The organism is Hymenobacter sp. BRD128 (genome assembly GCF_013256625.1).
Classification (GTDB): Bacteria; Bacteroidota; Bacteroidia; order Cytophagales; family Hymenobacteraceae; genus Hymenobacter.
In genome coordinates, this window is the sequence record NZ_CP053908.1 from 4,169,660 (window position 1) to 4,187,084 (window position 17,425).

12 protein-coding genes are annotated in these 17,425 nt (G+C 65.6%); 4 read left to right on the forward strand and 8 right to left on the reverse strand.

The genetic code is table 11. From position 1 onward, the window contains the following. The first annotated feature begins 284 nt into the window (after nt 1-284). Entirely contained in the window at nt 285-1,451 is a 1,167-nt protein-coding gene (locus GKZ68_RS18520) for a cytochrome-c peroxidase (protein WP_173117408.1), read from the forward strand. 28 nt (nt 1,452-1,479) lie between these two features. Here the strand turns inward: GKZ68_RS18520 and GKZ68_RS18525 are convergent, their stop codons facing one another. The 6 genes from GKZ68_RS18525 to GKZ68_RS22225 form a co-directional block, all read right to left on the reverse strand. Then, nucleotides 1,480-2,619, reverse strand: a complete 1,140-nt coding sequence (locus GKZ68_RS18525; RefSeq protein ID WP_173117410.1) for an efflux RND transporter periplasmic adaptor subunit — start codon at nt 2,617-2,619, stop codon at nt 1,480-1,482. Between the two features lie 27 nt (nt 2,620-2,646). Beyond that, nucleotides 2,647-5,913, reverse strand: coding sequence for an efflux RND transporter permease subunit (locus tag GKZ68_RS18530; RefSeq protein WP_173117412.1), 3,267 nt, complete (start codon nt 5,911-5,913; stop codon nt 2,647-2,649). A gap of 108 nt (nt 5,914-6,021) precedes the next feature. Beyond that, on the reverse strand, nt 6,022-6,663 hold the full coding sequence (locus tag GKZ68_RS18535; RefSeq protein WP_254244294.1) for an IS630 family transposase: 642 nt from the start codon (nt 6,661-6,663) through the stop codon (nt 6,022-6,024). Next, nucleotides 6,585-6,878, reverse strand: coding sequence for a hypothetical protein (locus GKZ68_RS22220; protein WP_254244065.1), 294 nt, complete (start codon nt 6,876-6,878; stop codon nt 6,585-6,587). The genes GKZ68_RS18535 and GKZ68_RS22220 overlap by 79 nt, the downstream gene beginning before the upstream one ends. A gap of 208 nt (nt 6,879-7,086) precedes the next feature. After that, entirely contained in the window at nt 7,087-8,520 is a 1,434-nt protein-coding gene (locus GKZ68_RS18540; protein WP_173117414.1) for a TolC family protein, read from the reverse strand. A 23-nt stretch (nt 8,521-8,543) separates the two neighbouring features. Then, nucleotides 8,544-9,473 carry a sensor histidine kinase KdpD gene (locus GKZ68_RS22225; RefSeq protein WP_254244066.1) on the reverse strand — a complete coding sequence of 310 codons (930 nt, stop codon included), beginning with the start codon at nt 9,471-9,473 and terminating at the stop codon, nt 8,544-8,546. Between the two features lie 80 nt (nt 9,474-9,553). Between GKZ68_RS22225 and GKZ68_RS22230 the strand changes: the two genes are divergently transcribed. After that, nucleotides 9,554-10,009 carry a hypothetical protein gene (locus tag GKZ68_RS22230; RefSeq protein ID WP_254244067.1) on the forward strand — a complete coding sequence of 152 codons (456 nt, stop codon included), beginning with the start codon at nt 9,554-9,556 and terminating at the stop codon, nt 10,007-10,009. A gap of 6 nt (nt 10,010-10,015) precedes the next feature. Here GKZ68_RS22230 and GKZ68_RS18550 read toward each other — a convergent pair whose 3' ends face one another. After that, nucleotides 10,016-10,690 carry a response regulator transcription factor gene (locus GKZ68_RS18550; protein WP_173117416.1) on the reverse strand — a complete coding sequence of 225 codons (675 nt, stop codon included), beginning with the start codon at nt 10,688-10,690 and terminating at the stop codon, nt 10,016-10,018. A 212-nt stretch (nt 10,691-10,902) separates the two neighbouring features. On the opposite strand from GKZ68_RS18550, the gene GKZ68_RS18555 reads away from it, so the two are divergent. Next, a complete protein-coding gene (locus GKZ68_RS18555; protein WP_173117417.1) occupies nt 10,903-11,358 on the forward strand; it encodes an energy transducer TonB in 456 nt (151 codons plus the stop codon). A 115-nt stretch (nt 11,359-11,473) separates the two neighbouring features. Here GKZ68_RS18555 and GKZ68_RS18560 read toward each other — a convergent pair whose 3' ends face one another. Then, entirely contained in the window at nt 11,474-14,218 is a 2,745-nt protein-coding gene (locus GKZ68_RS18560; RefSeq protein ID WP_173117419.1) for a bifunctional YncE family protein/alkaline phosphatase family protein, read from the reverse strand. A 446-nt stretch (nt 14,219-14,664) separates the two neighbouring features. Here GKZ68_RS18560 and GKZ68_RS18565 point away from each other — a divergent pair, with 446 nt between their 5' ends. Further along, on the forward strand, nt 14,665-17,412 hold the full coding sequence (locus GKZ68_RS18565) for a TonB-dependent receptor (protein ID WP_173117421.1): 2,748 nt from the start codon (nt 14,665-14,667) through the stop codon (nt 17,410-17,412). Nucleotides 17,413-17,425 lie beyond the last annotated feature (13 nt).

Consider the following 17,425-nt stretch of genomic DNA (forward strand, 5'->3'; position numbering starts at 1 on the left):
CCAAGTACTCAAAGGTAAGCGCAGCGCCCCGGCCACCCCGGCGGGCCAAGGTGCCCGCAGCCGGTCGCCATTCGTCTGCCCAACCCGGAAGCTGGTCGAGTTTCGGGGTGTGGCGCAGGACTGAGCCCGAAATTTATTCTGGCAAGCAGGCTCAACAATAAGCCGGTGGCTAGCCCAACTGTGGGCCGGCGTTCCGCTTGCTACCTGGTGCCTGACCGGGCGTGGCTAGCCGCCGCCGCTTCTAGCCTATCAGTTTATTCTGGTTATTCTATCTGCCTAATCTGATGGCCGCTAAAACTACTGCGCAACTTACTTCTCTGCTGGCTTCGGCGGCGCTGCTCGTGGCCGTGGCCTGCCAGAAGCAAACCACCGGCCCCACCCCGGCCAATACCCTGGCCGCGCTGCCCCTCACGGCGCCCGCCCCGGCCGACAACCCCAGCACCCCGGCCAAGGCCGACCTGGGCCGGGCGCTGTTCTGGGACCCGGTGCTTTCGGGGGGCAAAGATGTGAGCTGCGCCAGCTGCCACCACCCCGCCACCGGCTACGCCGATGCCCTCGACCTGGCCATCGGGGAGAATGGCAAAGGGCTGGGGGCGGCCCGCCATTTCCAGTCGCCCAACACTATTCCCTTCGGCCAGCGCAATAGCCAGACGGTCCTCAACACGGCCTTCAACGGCCTGACCAGCGGCGGCACTATTGACCCGACCCTAGCCAGCATGTTCTGGGACGGCCGGGCGCAGTCGCTCGAAACCCAGGCCCTGCGGCCCCTCAGCACTCTTGAAGAAATGCGCGGCCACGCCTACGCCGAGGGGCTGGCCCTCGATTCGGCGGTGGCGCGGCTGCGCCGCATTCCGGCCTACGCGACGCAGTTTCAGGCGGTGTTTGGCGGGGCGCAGCCCGTCACGGCCACTACCCTGAGCCAGGCGCTGGCCTGCTTCGAGCGCACGCTGGTGGCCACCGACTCGCCGTTCGACCAGTACATGCGCGGCACTACGTCGGCCCTCACCGCTCAGCAAGTGCAAGGCATGCAGGCCTTTGTGCAAAGTGGCTGCGGCAACTGCCACAGCGGCCCCATGCTCAGCGATTACCAGCTGCACGTGATGGGCGTGGCCGACAACCCCAAAAATGCGGCCTCCGACACCGGGGCCAACGGCACCTACGCCTTCCGCACCCCTAGCCTGCGCAACGTAGCCCTCACGGCGCCCTACATGCACAGCGGCACGGTGACTAGCCTGGCGGACGTGCTCGATTTCTACGACCCCGGCCCCGGCGGCTCGCGCTCGGCAAACCCCCACGTAGCCACCAACCAGCGCGACGCGCAGTTTCCGGCGCGGGTCACGAATAAGCAGGCCATTATTGCTTTTCTCAACTCGCTCACGGCCAGTACTTACGACCGCACCGTGCCGGCCACGGTGCCCAGCGGCCTGCCCGTGGGCGGCAATATTCACTAGCCCCGCCGGCGCGGCCGCTAGGGTTGGCCTAGCGCATGGTCACCTGCACGGGCTGGCGGGCGGTAATTTCCTCATTGCCCGATTTCAGTACCACGTCGCCGGCCCGCAGCTTGCCGAATACCTGCACCTGGCCCGCGTTTTCATCGCCGAGTTGCACATCGACCAGCTCGGTGCGGCCATCGGCCACACGAATGAGGTAGGTGCGCTCGGCCGTATTGACCACCGCCGACTTGGGCACGAACAAGCTGTTGGCCCGAGCCTGCACCGGCAGGCTAGCCGAGGCGAACATGCCCGGCTTAAGCTCTTCCTTCGGATTGGGAATATCCAGCTCGACCTGCTCGGAGCGGGTGGCCGCCTGCACGCTGCCCGCCGTGCGGGTCAGCTTGCCCGTAAACGTGCGCCCCGGAAAGGCCCGCACCGTAAACTGCACCGGGTTACCGTCCTTTATTTGGCCCACGTAGGTCTCGGGCACCGCTACCCGCAAACGTAAAGGACTCAGTTGCTTAAGCTTGAACAGCGCTGCCCCGCCCTGGCTCACCAGGGCGCCGGGCGCGGCCGTGCGCTCAGTGATAGTGCCGGCGAAGGGCGCGGTGAGGCGCAAGTAGGCAGCCATTTGAGCGGCGGCGCGGTAGTGGGCGCGGGCGGCCACCACGGCTAGGCTGTCGCTGGCGGCTAGGGTACGGGCCTGGTCCACGGCCAGCGGCGACACGGCGCCGGCGGTGCGGGCGGTTTGGCGCAGGCGGCGGTAGCTGCCGCGGCTGCCCTGGGCGGTGGCCTCGGCAGCTTTTTGCTTGCTCAAGGCTTCGTTGAGGGCGGCGGTCAGCTCGGGGGCATCGAGCTCGGCCAGCACCTGGCCGGCGCGCACGTGGTCGCCGATGTCCACGTTCACCCGGCGCACGTAGGCGCTCACGCGGGGCGTGATGTCGGTTTGGTAAAAGCTTTCCAGCTCGCCGGGCAGGCTCAGCGCCTGGGCCGGCGGGGCCGCCGTGACCTGCACGGCAGCGTAGGCAGCCGGTGCGGCCGGGCTAGCGGCGGCCGGCGTTTTCGCGGTGGCCTGCTCGGCATCGCCCGACGAGCCGCAGCCGCTCAGCAGCAGGGTGGGGGCGGCCAGTAAGGTGGCTAGGGTCAGCAGGCGGGCCGGGCGGAAAGAAAGCGAAAGGCGGGTCATGGGTACCAAAAGTCAGCAAAAGAAAAATTAAGCCAGCACCGGCTCGGTCAGCGGGCGCTCGGCCGCGGGGGCCGCCGCGTGGTCGTAGTCGGCGCTTTCGGGGTCGTCGGGGTCGAGCGAGACGGACACGAAGCTGGTTTTGCGCTGCACGGCCGCAAATACCACCGGCAGCACCAGCAGCGCGGCCACCGTGGAGGCGAGCAGGCCCCCAATCACGGCGCGGCCCAGCGGGGCGGTTTGCTCGCCGCTTTCGCCCAGGCCGCTCGCCATTGGCAGCATACCGGCAATCATGGCAATCGAAGTCATCAGGATGGGGCGCAGGCGGGCGGCGCCGGCCAGGCGGGCGGCGGCCGTGGCGTCGCGGTAGCGCAGGCGCAGGCTCTCGGCGTTGGTCACAACCAGCACGGCATTGGCCACCGACACGCCCACCGACATGATGATGCCCATGTACGATTGCAGGTTCAGCGTCTGGCCCGTGGCGAGCAGCAGCAGCAGCGAGCCCGCCAGCACCGCCGGCACCGTCACGAGCACCACGCCTGCTACTTTCAGCGATTGATAATTGGCTGCTAATAGCAGGAAAATCACTACGATGGCTAGCCCCAGGCCGGTTTGCAGGCTGCTCAGGGTTTCTTCGAGCAGCTTGGCTAGGCCCCGCACCTGCACCACCGAGCCCTTGGGCGGCGCGCCCACTTCCCGGAGGGCTTTTTGCACGGCGCGGGTGGCGGTGCCCAGGTCCTGCTTGTTGATGTTGGCCGACACCGTGACGATGCGGCGCGGCCCGATGCGGTCGTATTCGCCGGGCACGGTGGCCGTGCGCAGCGTGGCCACGTCGCCCAGGGTGGGGTGCGCCTGGCCCGGCACCAGCGGAATGCCCCGCATGTCGTTCTCGGTTTTCATATCCTGCGAGGCCAGCTGCACCTGCACCTGATAGGCAAAGCCCTTGCTTTGGTCGAGCCACAAGTTCTTGGCCGTGAAGCGGCTAGAGGAAGTGGCGGCTACCAGCGACTTGGCAATCTGGTCGGGCGTAAGGCCAAACTGCGCGGCCCGGCCGCGGTCTACCGTAATCTGCACCGTGGGATAGCTCAGGGGTTGATTCACGCGGATGTCGCGCAGGTAGGCAATCTGCCGGAGCCTAGCCACCAGTTTGTCAGCGTAGGCTTTGCCGTCGGCTAGGCTTTTGCCGGCCACCAGTACCTCGATGGGCGTTTGGGCGCCCTGGCTCATAATCTTGTCAGTCAGCTCGATGGGCTCGAAGCTGAGCTGCACGTCGGGCACCTGCCGGGCCACTGCCTGCCTTATTTTGTCTTTCAGCGCGTCGAGGTTCTGCACCTTGTAGTCCTCGGCCAGGTTCACCTGCAAGTCGGCCTCGTTGGGGCCGGCGTTAAAGACGTAGAGCGCGCTCGTGCCATACGAGCTAGGCGTCATGCCCACGAAGGCCGAGGTGATGGCCACGTTCTGCGGCCCCACGATGTCCTGAATAACCTTGATAATCTGCTTGGTACGGTCTTCGGTGCGCTCGATGCGCAGCCCCTCGGGCGCCACGATGCGCACCTGAAACTGCTTGGAGTGCGTGATTTTAGGCATCATATCCTGCCCGATAAAGTAGAAGCAGGTACCAATTACCACGGCGCACACCACGCCATACACGCTAGCCACCAGCGCCCGGTGGCGCAGCAGCCGGTCGAGCAGGCCCAGGTAGCGCAGCTTCACCCGCTCGAAGCCGGTGACTTTTTCGGGGTGGTGCGCCTCGTAGGTTTCCTGGGCCGCATCGCGCGGCTCGCTCAGGTCGGGCAGCAGGCTCAGCTCGTGCGGGCTAGGGTGGGCGTGGCCCTTCAGCCACCAGTTGGCCACCACCGGCACGAAGCTCTGCGAGAGGATATACGACACGATAATCGAGAAGCCCACCGACAGCGAGAGCGGAATAAACATGCCGCGCGGCACCCCGCTCATGAGGAACGCCGGCGCAAACACGGCCAGAATGCTGAGCGTGATGAGCAGCAGCGGAAACGATACTTCCTGGCTGGCATCGAGGATGGCCCGGGCCTTGGGCTTGCCCATTTCCAGGTGCTGGTGAATGTTCTCAATCACGACCGTGGCCTGGTCCACGAGGATGCCAATGGCCAGCGACAGCCCCGAGAGCGTCATTAGATTAATGGTCTGGCCGAAGAGCTGGAGCAGCAGAATGGCCGACAGAATGGACGCCGGAATAGTCAGAATCACGATGAGCGACGAGCGCAAATCGCCCAGAAACAGCAGTACCACCAGGCCCGTGAGTAGCGCCCCCAGCCCCCCCTCGAAGGCTAGGCTGTGCACGGCCTGGGTCACGTACACCGACTGGTCGAACTCGTAGCTGAGCTGGATAGTGGAGGGCAGCAGGGCGCGCATTTCGGGCAGCTTGGCCTTGAGGGCGCTCACCACGCTCATGGTAGAGGCATCGGCCGACTTCGTGACGGGGATGTACACCGAGCGCTTGCCGTTGATGAGCGCGTAGCCCACCGGAATGTCGGTGCCGTCCTCAACCGTAGCAATGTCGTGGATAAACACCGTGGGCCCGACGCCCTGGCGCAGCGGAATGTTCAGAAAATCAGGTACCTTGTCGAGCACCGTGTTGCTAGGGGTCATCACCATGTAGTCGCCCATACCCACGGCCCCGGCCGGCGACACCTGGTTGTTTTTGACAATAGCCGAAACTACCTCGTCGGGCGTGAGGGCGTAGCTTTTCATCTTCGCGGGGTCGACGCGCACCACCACCGTGCGCTCGTTGCCGCCGAAGGGCGGCGGGGCCGAAGCGCCCGGAATCTGCGAAAACAGCGGCCGGATTTTGGTCGAGGCCAAATCCTGCATCTGCCCCAGCGAAGCCGACGAACTGCTAAACACCAGCTCGCCCACCGGCAGCGACGAGGCATCGAAGCGCACCACCGTGGGCGGCACCGAGCCGGGCGGCAGGTAGCTCATCACGCGGCTCACCTGGCTAGCCACCTCGCCGGCGGCCTGGGCCATGTTCACGTCTTCGTAGAAGGTGCACTTGACCAGGCACAGGCCCTGGATGTTCTTCACTTCCACATCCTTAATGCCCGACACGTAGAGCATCTGGTTCTGGTAGCGCGTGGCAATGAAGCCCTCCATCTGGCCCGGCGTCATGCCGCCGTAGGGCTGCGCGATGTAGATGGTAGGCAGGTTGAGCCGCGGAAAAATATCGACCGGAATGCGCCCCAGCGCCAGCCCCGCAAAGACGAGTACGCCGAGCAGGGCCACGATAACGGCAATGGGTTTGGCAAGGGCAGCTTTGAGCATATTTTTAAGCCGTTAGCTTCTTTAAACTAAAAATCGTCCGTCATGCTGCGCTTGTCGAAGCATCTTGGTCGCTTCGTTGCTATAGGCATGATTAGAGCAAATTCGTAATCAATGTACATGATAGCCGCAGTGGTGAAACCAATTTATGGCGTCTTCTTGGCTAATCCAGTCCAGGGCGGCCCGCAAGGCGGCCGTCAGGGCCTCGCGGGTGCGGGCCTGGGCGGTGCGCAGGCTGGTTTTGAGCTTGCTGAAGGCCAGTTCCACCGGGGTGAAGTCAGGCGAGTACGGCGGTAAAAACAAGAGCCGGGCCCCGCGTTTTTCCACCAGCTCGGCCAGGCCGGCGGCCTTATGAACGCGCAGATTGTCGAGCACGACGACATCGCCGGGCACCAGCGTGGGACCGAGCACCTGGTCGAGGTAGACGGCAAAGCTGGCCGCGTTGACCGCCCCATCCAGTTCCATGACCGCCGCAATGCCCTGCGCCGTCAGGGCCGCAATCACCGTCACATTCGGGCCGTTGTGTAAGGGCACGGCCTGGTTCACCCGCTGGCCGCCCACGGCCCGGCCGTAGCGCCGCGTGTAGGTCAGGTTGACGCCGGTTTCGTCCACGAATTTGAAGCGGGCCGCATCGTGGTCCGGCAGCGCTTCGAGGAAGGCGCGGCGCAGCTGCTTCACCCGTTCGGTGTCGCGCTCGGCGGCGTGGACGCTCTTTTTTTGCGCCGCAAATCCAGCGCCTGCAAGCCCTGCCAGACCGTGGTGCGGCCCACCGCCGGCCCGCCGCTGGCGGCTAACTGCACGCGCAACTCGTCGAGCGTGGCGTCGGGCTGCTGGCCCACGCAGGCGGCCAACTGGGTGCGAGCCGCCGCGTCGAGCAGCGGGGACGGACCGCCCCGGTGGGGCAGCGCAGCCAGCGAGCCGCTCGTGCGCTGGCGCTTGAGCAGCTTGTTGACGAAGGAAAGCGACACGCTAAACCGGGCGGCGACCTGGCCCAGGGAACTGTCCCCCGAGGCACAGGCTGCTGCTATCCGTTCGCGTAAATCAGCTGAGTACGGTTTCATGCTGCAAAGAAACCATCGCCTGTATACTGTATACACTGACTACGAAACCACTCTAGTAAGCAGTAGAGCTGCTTCGACAAGCGCAGCAGGACGTTCTGCTTACTCTCAATCCGCTTTACAATTGTCCCAGCAGCCCGCCGAGGTTGCCGCCGGCGGCGCCTTGCAGCAGCACGGCGCGCCAGAGGTTGTTGGTGGCCAGGGCCTGGTCGGTTTCGGCGCGGTTGAGCACTTCGGTGGCCTGGGTGAGCACGAGCAGGTTGTCGAGGCCGGCGTCGTAGCGGGCGCGGGCGGCGGTGTAGGCCTGGCGGGCGGCGGCTAGCTGGGTGGGGGCGGCCAGGGCGGTTTGCTGGGCCAGCTCGACTTGCAGGCGGGCGTTTTGCAGTTGAGTTTCGAGCTGCAGGGCCTGCTGGTCGTAGTCGGCGCGGGCCTGCTCGGTGCGCAGGCGCTGGGCCTGCACGGCCCGCCCAGTGTGAATAAGCTCGGTGGCTCGCCAGGTGAGCGTGGCCCCCAGCAAGTAGTTGTAGGCCTTGAAAGGCAGCCCCGCGCCCGGCGACGAGTCAATGACAAAATTGCCCTGGTCATCGACGCGGTCGCGCACGCCCGAGCCCCGGCCCCAGGTCGAGGCTAGCAGGTTGAGGCTGGGGCGCTTGTTAGTATTCAGCAAAGAAGCCTGGGCCTGGCTGGCCACAATACGCTGGCGGTAAACGCGCAGCAGCGGGTTGGTGGCGCGGGCCGTGTCGGCCGGGCTGGCGCCCGCTAGGGGCAGGCGCGAGTAGAATTGCATCGAATCGAGCTGCACTTCCTGGGTGGGCTGGCCCAGCAAGCCGGCCAGGCGGGTGCGCTGCGTGCGGGCCTGCTGCTGCGCGGCCAGCACTTGCAGCTGGGCGCGGGCCAGCTCGGCATTGGCCGTGGAGGAGTCGATGCCCGGCCGAATGCCCGAGCGCCCCCCGGCCCGAATGACGCGCGCCAGCTGCTGGGCCCTAGCCAAATTGGCCCGCTGCAAAGCCACGGCTTTTTCGGCCCCCAGCGCCAGCAGGTAGGCATCGGCCACCTGCGCCTGGTACTCGAACACGGCCTGGTCGTAGTCGGCCTGGGCGGCCGACACGGCGGCTGCCGAGCGGTTTTCGCTGGCCCGGTAGCGCCCAAACGTCACGGCCGGCCACTCAATGGCCAGCACCCCGAGGCTGGAAAAATTGGTGCGCCCGTCGGGCCCCGTCGCTTTCACCGCGCCCGACTCCGAAAAGGCGACGCCCGGCAAGTAGGCCCCGCGCACTTGGTTGGCGGTGGCATTGAGGGCCTGCGCCTGCGCCGTTACCTGCGGCAAAAAGGTAGCGCGGTTGGTAAGCACATCGGCCTCGGCGGCCCGCACCGCAGCTTGCCGGCTGCGCAGGGCGGGGTAATTGGCCTGCGCCACCCGCAAAGCCTGGGGCAAGGTGAGCGGCCGGGGCAGCTGGGCCAGCTCGCGGGGCTGTTGCGCCCAGGCCGCGCCGCCGCTGGCACCCAGCAGCAGGCCTAGCCAGCTCAGGCAAAAGAGGATTCTCAGCTTCATGCCGCAAACCTCCGGGGGCGGTATTAGACTGGAATTAAGACGGAATTAGAAGTTATTAGAAGGGGATGTTTGGGGACTGCTGGGTTTCCCTCCGCGGGCGCCTCACCCCTAGCCAGCGGCAGCCCTACCTCGGCGCTGGTGCCGCCGCCCGGCCGGGGGCGCAGGTGCAGCGTGCCGCCGTGCTGCTGGATGATGCGCCGCGCCAGCGTGAGGCCGATACCGAAGCCCGGCACGTCGGCCGGCACGTCGCGGCCCCGCGTCAGAGGCTCAAATAGGCGCTCGGCTTCGTCGGGCCGGATGCCGGGGCCCCGGTCTTCGATGCGGATGCGCACGGCGGTTTCGGTGTTCATTTCCAGGTGCACTTCTACGGGCTGGCCGCTGGAGTACTTCGCGGCGTTGTCGAGCAGGTTGCCCAGGGCGGTGCGCAGCAGCGTGGCGTGGCCGAGCAGGGTAGGGGCGTGCTGCTGCTGCTGCACGCCCTCGCTCAGGTCGAAGTTCAGGGCCTGGCCGGGGTGCTGGCGCTGGGCCATGCTTACTACGTCGAGCAGCACGTCCACCACATCGAGCGGGGCGGTGGGTAGAGCCGGGTCGGGGCCGTCGAGGCGGGCCAGGTAGAGCAGGCCGTTGGTGAGGGCCGTGAGGCGGTCCAGCTCCTGCACGGCCCGGCCCAGCCCCACGCGCAGGCTAGCCGCATCCTGGTCGTAGGCCAGCGAGGTTTCGAGCCAGCCCTTGAGGGTAGTAAGTGGCGTGCGCAGCTCGTGCGAGGCGTGGGCGATAAAGGCGCTCTGGCTTTCGGCCAGCGTTTCCTGCCGGGCCAGCAGCTCATTGAAGGCCAGCGCGAGCTGCCCCACCTCGTCGTGGGCATTGGCCGGGCGCAGCCGAAAGCCCGTGGCGCCCGCCCGCGGGATGCGCAGCTGCCCGATGATGAGCGTGAGCGGGGCCAGGGCCCGCACCGCAAACAGCCACCCCAGCGCCCCACCACTACCACCGCGCCCAAGATGCCCAGCCCCAGCGCCTGCCGCAGGCGCTGCAATTGGTCGTAGCCCTGCTGGTCGTAGGCCGTTACCACGGCCACGTACTGCCCCGGTTCGCCGCGCCGCCGAAACGCCAGCGCCACGCCCTCCTTGCGCTGGCTGTGGCCGGGGCTAGGGTAAGTAAAAGCCAGCGAATCCTGCGCCCGTACCTGCGCCAGCCAAGCCGCCGCCGGCTGGAAATCAAGGCCTGGCCCCACCGCGAACACCCGCTGGCCGGTGGGCGCATACACGTACTCGGCCTGTTCGGGCAGCGAGGCCAGCATGGCCCCGGCGGCCGAGTCGCCCAGCGCCAGCACCTGCTGGGTGAGGGCCGCCTTGTGGGTCAGGCGCTCGGCAAAGCTCTGGGCGCGGAAGCGCGCCGTGCTCGCGTACACGTAGCCGGCCAGGGCCAGCAGCAGCCCGATGGCCAGGGCCGCAAACCAGAGCAAGAGCTTATGTTTAATCTGCATGGCTAGGCCGGCTCAGCCGCGCATCATGTAGCCCGTGCCCACTATCGTGTGCAGCAGCTTATGCCCGAAGGGCTTGTCAATCTTGTTGCGCAAGTAGTTGACGTACACGTCAATAATATTGGTATTGGTGTCGAAGTTCAGGTTCCAGACCTTCTCGGCGATATCGACCCGGCTCACGGTGCGGTTCTGGTTGGTCATCAGGTATTCGAGCAGCGAGTACTCGCGCGTGGTCAGCTCGATGGGCTGGCCGGCGCGGCGCACGGTGCGGGCATTGATGTCCAGCTCCAGGTCGGCCACCCGCAGCACGTGGCGCAGGCCGGCGTAGGCCTCGCCGCGCCGGGCCAGCGCCCGAATGCGCAGCAGCAGTTCCCGAAACGCGAAGGGCTTGACCAGGTAGTCGTCGGCCCCGGCGCCAAAGCCGTTTTCCTTGTCCTGCAGGCCATCGAGGGCCGTGAGCAGCAGCACCGGTTGGCGCGGCGAGTGCTGCTTGATGTAGCGGCACAGCTCAAAGCCATTCAGGCCGGGCAGGTTCACATCCAGAATTACCACGTCGAAGGGCTGCTGGTCGAACATGGCCTGGCCCATGAGCCCGTCGTAGGCCACGCGCAGGTCGTAGCCCTCGGCCTCAATGCCTTTTTGAATAAAGTGCGTGACGACGACCTCGTCTTCCACCAGCAGGAGTTTCATGGCGCGAAGGTCGGCAGGTTTGCGTAAGTCTTAGGGAAGCTAGCAGGCGCGGCGCACCTCGAAAATACTATCAACGTGACGCTGGGCGAGGCCGCCAAACAACCCGGTACCCGCCCCGGCGCCCCGGGCCTGGTTGTACAATAAAGTCCTAATTTAACATAAGCTTAACTTGGACTTGGCGCTAAGGTAAAGCGAGGTAGGGAATTTTGTTTATGCGTTGGCCCATTCGATTTTATAAGCAAATCTTTTTCCTGTTAACGCTGGGTGGTAGCTCATTGCTGGCGCTGCCAAGCCACGCCCAACAGTTTCGTGCGGCTGACCAGGGGGGCACGACAACCAGCTCCACGCCGGTTGTGCTGAACTATGCCGAGCAAATGCCGGCTTTTCCGGGCGGCTCGGCGGCGCTGCATCAGTACCTGGCCACGCATACCAACTACCCGCCCGAAGCGCTGCGGCGGGGCGTGTCGGGCCAGGTAGTAGTGCAATTTGTCGTGGATGAGCAGGGCCGCGTGCTGGAGCCGACGGTAGTAAAAACGACCGATGCGGAATTCAACGAGGAGGCGCGCCGACTCGCCTGGCTCATGCCCCGCTGGACGCCCGGCCAGGAGCACGGCCAGCCGGTGCGGGTGCGCTGCACGCTGCCCATCACGTTCACGTTCAAGCGCTAGCCTTCCGACGCAAACTTTCCTCCCGGCTGCCTACCTATCTGCAAGCGCCCGCGCAATGCCGCACGGGCGCTTTTGGTGCGGCCCTGGCTAGCCCGGTAGGGCTGGCCAGGGTACCTCAGTCATCGTCATCGTCGGCTTCCGCCTTGCCGGCCAGGGCGGCGGGGTAAGGCTGCCGGCCCTTGGTGGCAAACCAGATGATGCGGTTCAGCACGTCGTCGCGGCCGCCGTCTAGGTGGTCAAACTCGGGCCGCTGCGAGAGGCGGCCGAAGCGCCGGGCCGCGCCGGTGAGCTTGCTGAGCGGCGGGTTGAGGGTAGTGAGCGCCACGCGGTTGGGCACGCTGCGGTAAGGCTGCCCGCTGGGCCGGGCCCCAAAGCACTCGAACAGAGGCAGCGCCGTGGCATCGACCGCGTTCATGGGCGGCAGGCCCAGAATCTGCTCTATCGAGCGCACCATGCAGGTCTGGTTGTAATTCTTGCTCACCGTGCGGTGCAGGCGGCTGTAGGGGCTCACCACGAAGCCCGTGGTGCGGTAGGCCGAAACGTGGTCCCAGCCGGCCTGCGAGTCATCCTCGGTCACGAACACGACGGTATTCTTCCAGAAGCGGCTCTTGCTGAGCGCGGCCAGCATGCGGCCCAGGGCCAGGTCGTTGTCGGCCACCATGGCGCGCGGGGTGGGCATGCCCGGCCGGGTGCCCACCGTGTGGTCGGTGGAGAGGGCAATAACCGAAAGCTCGGGCAGGGCCTCGCCGGGCTGCTTCTCAAACTCGGCCAACTCCTTAATAAAGGCATCGGCCCGCAGCTGGTCGGTGATGCGCAGCTCGTCGGAGCCCGGATAGTTGGGCGAGAGCAGCGGCCGCACCCGCGCAATGGTGCTGGTATTGGTGAACTGGAACGGCTTGCCGGCCCGGTAATTTGCGTAGATATCGCTCCAGCTCAGCCGGGTATCGTAGTGGGGCTTGCAGGCCTCGCCGTAGATGCGCACCGAGTGGCCGTGGTCGGCGGCGTTGTTCCAGATAAAGCCCTGTGGGCTATACACCAGGGCATCTTCCTGCACGTGCGGATAGCTGCGAAACCAGGCCCGCACGTTTTTCTCCACGTAGTCGGTCACCATCGCGGCGTCGGTCCACTGGTGCCCCTCGGCCGACGACTTGCCCGAGACGTAGTAATTATCGAGCAGCACAAAGTCGCGGGCCAGCTGGTGCTGGTTGGGCGTCACGCTGTCGCCAAACACGCACAGCGACTTTTCGCCCCGGCCGGCGGGCAGGTCGCCGAGCACCTGGTCGTAGGTCCGGTTTTCCTTGATGATGTACACCACGTGCTTGAACACCGACGGCTCGCCGATGCGCTCGGGCATGGGCCGGGGCAGCACGCCGGGTCGGGGCAGGCGCCGGGCTATTTCGCGGCGAAAAGAGAAGTTCAGCCGCTCGACCTGCTCGGAGTAGCGCGCCAACTGCGCCGCCGTGGGCAGGGCCACGAGCGACACGGTGGCTAGCTGGTGGTGCGAGTTGTAGGCCGCCGGGGCCCGGCGCGCCACGGCCTCCAGCTCGCCACCCGCCTGTTGAATGTCGCGGGCGCTCACGCGGGCGCCTTCGCCTTCGAGGTTGGTCACGAAGAGCTGGTGTGCGCCCAGCGCCAGCCCGCCGGGATAGGCCTCGGTGGGGATAAAGCCCAGCACCTGGCTAGGCCCGGCCGCGCCGGCGCGGGCCGCCGCCCGGCCCAGCCGCACCACGGCCACGGCGTTGTCGAGGCCGTTGGCCACGTAGAGCGTAGTGCCTGCGGGGTCGAGGGCCAGCGCATTGGGCGAGTCGCCGCCGAAGCGCTGCGGGCCGGGCAGCAGCTGCACCGCCAGGCGCTCGCTCACGTGCAGGCTGGCCGTTTCGAGCACGCTCACCTCGTCGCTGTTGCCGTTGGCCACGTACACAAAGTGTTCGTCGGGGCTAGCCAGCAGGGCATTAGGATGCAGCCCCACGGGCACCTCTTGCACCAGCTGCCCATCGGCCGGATGCAGTACCGATACGGTGCCCTGGGCAGTGGCCCCGGTGGCGGGCACGGTGTAGGTACGGCCATACACGCGCGGCACGCCGGCTACTTCCTGGTGCAGCGTATCGGTGGGCAGCGGGCCGCCCCAGTTGCTGACGAATACCCGGCCGCCGGCCAGCGCCAGGCCGTAGGGCGCCACGCCGGTGGGGCGCGTCCACACGGTTTGGCCGGTGGCGCGGTCCAGCTTCACCACCTGGTTGTTGCCGTTGAGCACCACGTAGAGGTAGTCGCGGCCGCCTTCCGTAGCCAGGGCCAGGTCGTTGGGTAGGGCTAGCGGTGCGCCCACCGCCGCAAACGGAAATGCCCGCTGCACCCGGATTTTGCCAGCGGCATACACCGCGTCTAGCACGTAGGATTGCCGATTTTGGCCGTTGGAAGCGCTCCAGAATAAATGAATCTCCCCGTCGGCTTCGCGCCGCACTTTCAGGCCCGAGTAGGTGCTCATGGCGCCCTTGTAGCGCGCATCGTCGGCGTAGGTCCAGCGGGCCACCACGGCGCGGCGCGCGGTGTCGAGCAGCGCCACGCCGTAGCGGTCCTCCACGGCCAGTAGCGGCGCGCCTGGCACCAGCTGCGCATCGAGGCTGTGGTTTTCCAGGCCGGGGTCGCCGTAGCGCACCACCTGGCCGGCCGGGGCAACGAGGCGGTTGTAGGGCAGCAGCACGGGCAGCCCGCTGGTGCGCAGCGTGCTGTCGTCGTAGGTCTGGTGCATATCGGCCTGCTCCAGGCTGGCGGTGGTTTTGCTGGTTGGCGGCACCGAGCAGCCACTTAAGCCGATGCCTATTCCCACGCACAGGCTGCTTAGTGTCAAGAAATAATTCATGCCTTTGCCAAGTACGCCCATGATGCGGAGCCAAAAGCGCAAATGACGAGCCCCCGGCGGCCAGTAGCCATTACGCCAGTATTAGCGAATCAATACCTTATAAAGCGCGCTTCCCCAAGGGGCTGATAGTATGCCTGCTTACCAGCTTGTCCTGTTCAGTTTGGCCGGCCGGCCGCAGTTGCGCCCCGTGCGAGTGGGGCATTGAATTATGATTATCTGGTGGTAGTGAGCCGGCCCGGCAGCCGTAAAAATACGGTAAAGCGCCCTGCTAGCCCCTCGTATAAATCTGACTGAATTCTGTTTTAATTCTGGAGTTAAAATGTTGATTACTAAACTCATAAAAAACTCATACAACGTAAGCAACCGTAATCACATCGTCATAATTCGGTAACCGGTAAGCCGGGCTAAGACCAGGACCTTTGTGCCGGATTTTGGTACGAAGGGTTATGAAGCTGTTACGAACGCTGTTCTTATTACTGCTGGCTTTGTCCGGCCGGGCGGCTACCATAGTCGGCCGGGTGACGGGAGGCCCGGCGCGGGAAAATCTGATTGGGGCCGTCGTCGTCGTGCAGGGTACCAGCCTGAGCGCCCCGGTGGATGCGGCCGGGCACTACGAAATTCGCCACGTGCCCGCCGGGCGCTACGTGGTCGGGGTATCGTTCGTGGGCTACCGCCAGGAAGCCAAGTCCGTTAGCATTCGCGGCACCGAAGAAGCAGTTACGCTCGACTTTAGCCTGCAGGCCCAGGCCCAGGACCTGGGCAACGTGGTAGTAACGGGCAAGCTGAGCCGGGAGGAAGACGCGGCCTCGCGCCGCACCGAGCACACGGCCGATAATGTGCTCAACGTCATTGCCGCGCGGGCCATCGAGCGCTCGCCCGACATCAACGTGGCCAACGTGCTGACCCGGGTGTCGGGCGTGACGGTGCAGCGCCAGGCGGGGGGAAGCGGCGGGGCCTACGCCGTCATCCGGGGCATGGAGCCGCGCTATAATAATACGCTGGTCAACGGCGTGAAAATCGCCAGCCCCGATGCCCAATCGCGCTTTATTCCGCTCGATATTATCCCGTCGGACCTGATTCAGCGCATTGAGGTGCACAAAGCCTTGCTGCCCAGCATGGAAGGCGACGCCATCGGCGGCACGGTAAATATTGTGACCAAAACGGCGCCCGATACGACGCTGCTGCTGGCCACCGGCTCGGTGGGCTACGGCCAGCTGTTTCTGGACCGCAAGTGGAGCTGGTTTGATAAGGCGGCTATTCAGCAGCAGAGCCCAAACGAGCGCGCCGGGCAGGTGGTGACTTCCCAGCCGGGCGACTTTTCGCGCGCCAACCTGCACGTGTCGCCCAAGCAGGCGCCGGCCAATTCGACGGCTGGCCTCACCTACGGCCGGCGCTTTCTCAACCAGCGGCTAGGCTTTATTGCCGCCGCTAGCTGGCAGGACCAGTATTTTGGCTCCAACGGCACGTTTGCCGAAGTGCAGCCGCAGCTCAACGAGTCGCGCCAGAACGTGACGCTGGTTTCGGCGCCCCGCCTCACGTCGAGCCACCAGCGCAACGTGGGCCTGGTGACGCACGTGGATTTCGTTATCAACCCGCGCAACAAGATTGGCTGGCACAACCTGCTACTGCTCTCCGACTTCTCCCAGGCCCGCACCAGCACCGATTCGAGCCTGGTAGACCAGCACACCATTGCCGGTACGGGCACGATGCACGACTACGTGCGCACGCTCACCCAGCGCCAGCTCGTGGAAAACGCCAAGCTGGAAGGGGTGCACGAGCTGCGGCCCAACCTGCTGCTCGACTGGGCCGCCGTGGCCACCGAAGGCCGCGAGCGGGCCCCGGACTGGGCCACCGTGAACCTGGTGTATTTGCTGCGGGTGGACCCTAGCGACCCCACTGGCCGCCGCATTCAGCGCACCCAGAGCTTCTTGGAGCCCGTGGACCGGCTCTGGCGGCACAACGACAACCGCGACCTTTCGGGCCTGCTCAACCTGACGTATCAACCCACGCTGTTTGGCCAAAACCTAGAGCTGAAAGCCGGGGGCCTCTACCGCCACACCACCCGTTACAACCGCCAGGACGACTACACCCTCAAGCCGGCCCTGGGCGCCAACGGGGCCAAGGAAGTGTTTACGGGCATCGAAACCGCCAGCTGGGAGGTCTACAACACGCAGGGCACCGCCGCCCGCGACCCCAGCAACTACGACGGTACCGAGGACATTGCGGCCGGCTACGGGCAGGCCAAGCTGGAGCTGGGCGCCCTGCAAGTACTGGGCGGCGTGCGGGTAGAGAGCACCAGCCAGCACTTTACGACCCTGCAAAAAGCCGACATCCTGACCGACCCCGGCCACCCCGACAACTTTGCCGTGACCTACCAGGATGTGCTGCCCAGCCTGCACCTACGCTACGCCCTGACCCCTAGCCAGAACCTGCGCCTGTCGTACTTCGCCGGCCTCACCCGACCCAGCCTCGTCGAGAAAAACCCGAACCTGAACGTGGGGCCCAACAACAGCACCGTGGGCAACCTCAACCTGCGCCGGGCTACGGCCGACAACTTTGACCTGCGCTACGAGCTGTACGCCAGCAACGAGGGGCTGTTCACGGTGGGCACTTTTTACAAGCGCATCCAGGACCCCATCGAGTACGCCTACCTGCAAGTAACGGGCTCGCAGCTGGTGCTGCAGCCCCAGAACTTCGGCACGGCCAACAACTACGGCGCGGAAGTAGTGGCGACCAAATACTTTGGCAACATCGGGGTGACGGGCAACTACACCTACGTGAACTCAAGCATTCACGTCAGCAAAACCTACAATACCACCGACGCGGCCGGCAATACCAGCCAGGTGACCCTGCCGCTCGACCGCCCGCTGCAAGGGCAGGCGCGCAACATCGCCAACGTGTCGCTGCTCTACCGCGCGCGGCCGGCCCGCTTCTACGCCCAGCTTTCCTACCAGTTCACGGACCGCACGCTGCAAGTAGTCAATTCTGCCGGGCCCGACTACTACCAGCAGCCGCAGTCCTTCCTGGCCCTGTCGCTGGAAAAAGGCTTGTCGCGCCGCTTCACGGCCTTCGGCAAATTCAACAACCTGCTCAATACTCCGGCCACGCTCAAGGTGGGCACGTCCGACCTCATCGTACAGCGCGACGAAGTGCGGGCCGACTACCTGCTAGGCCTGCGCTACGCGCTCCGCTAGGCAGCTTTTTTTA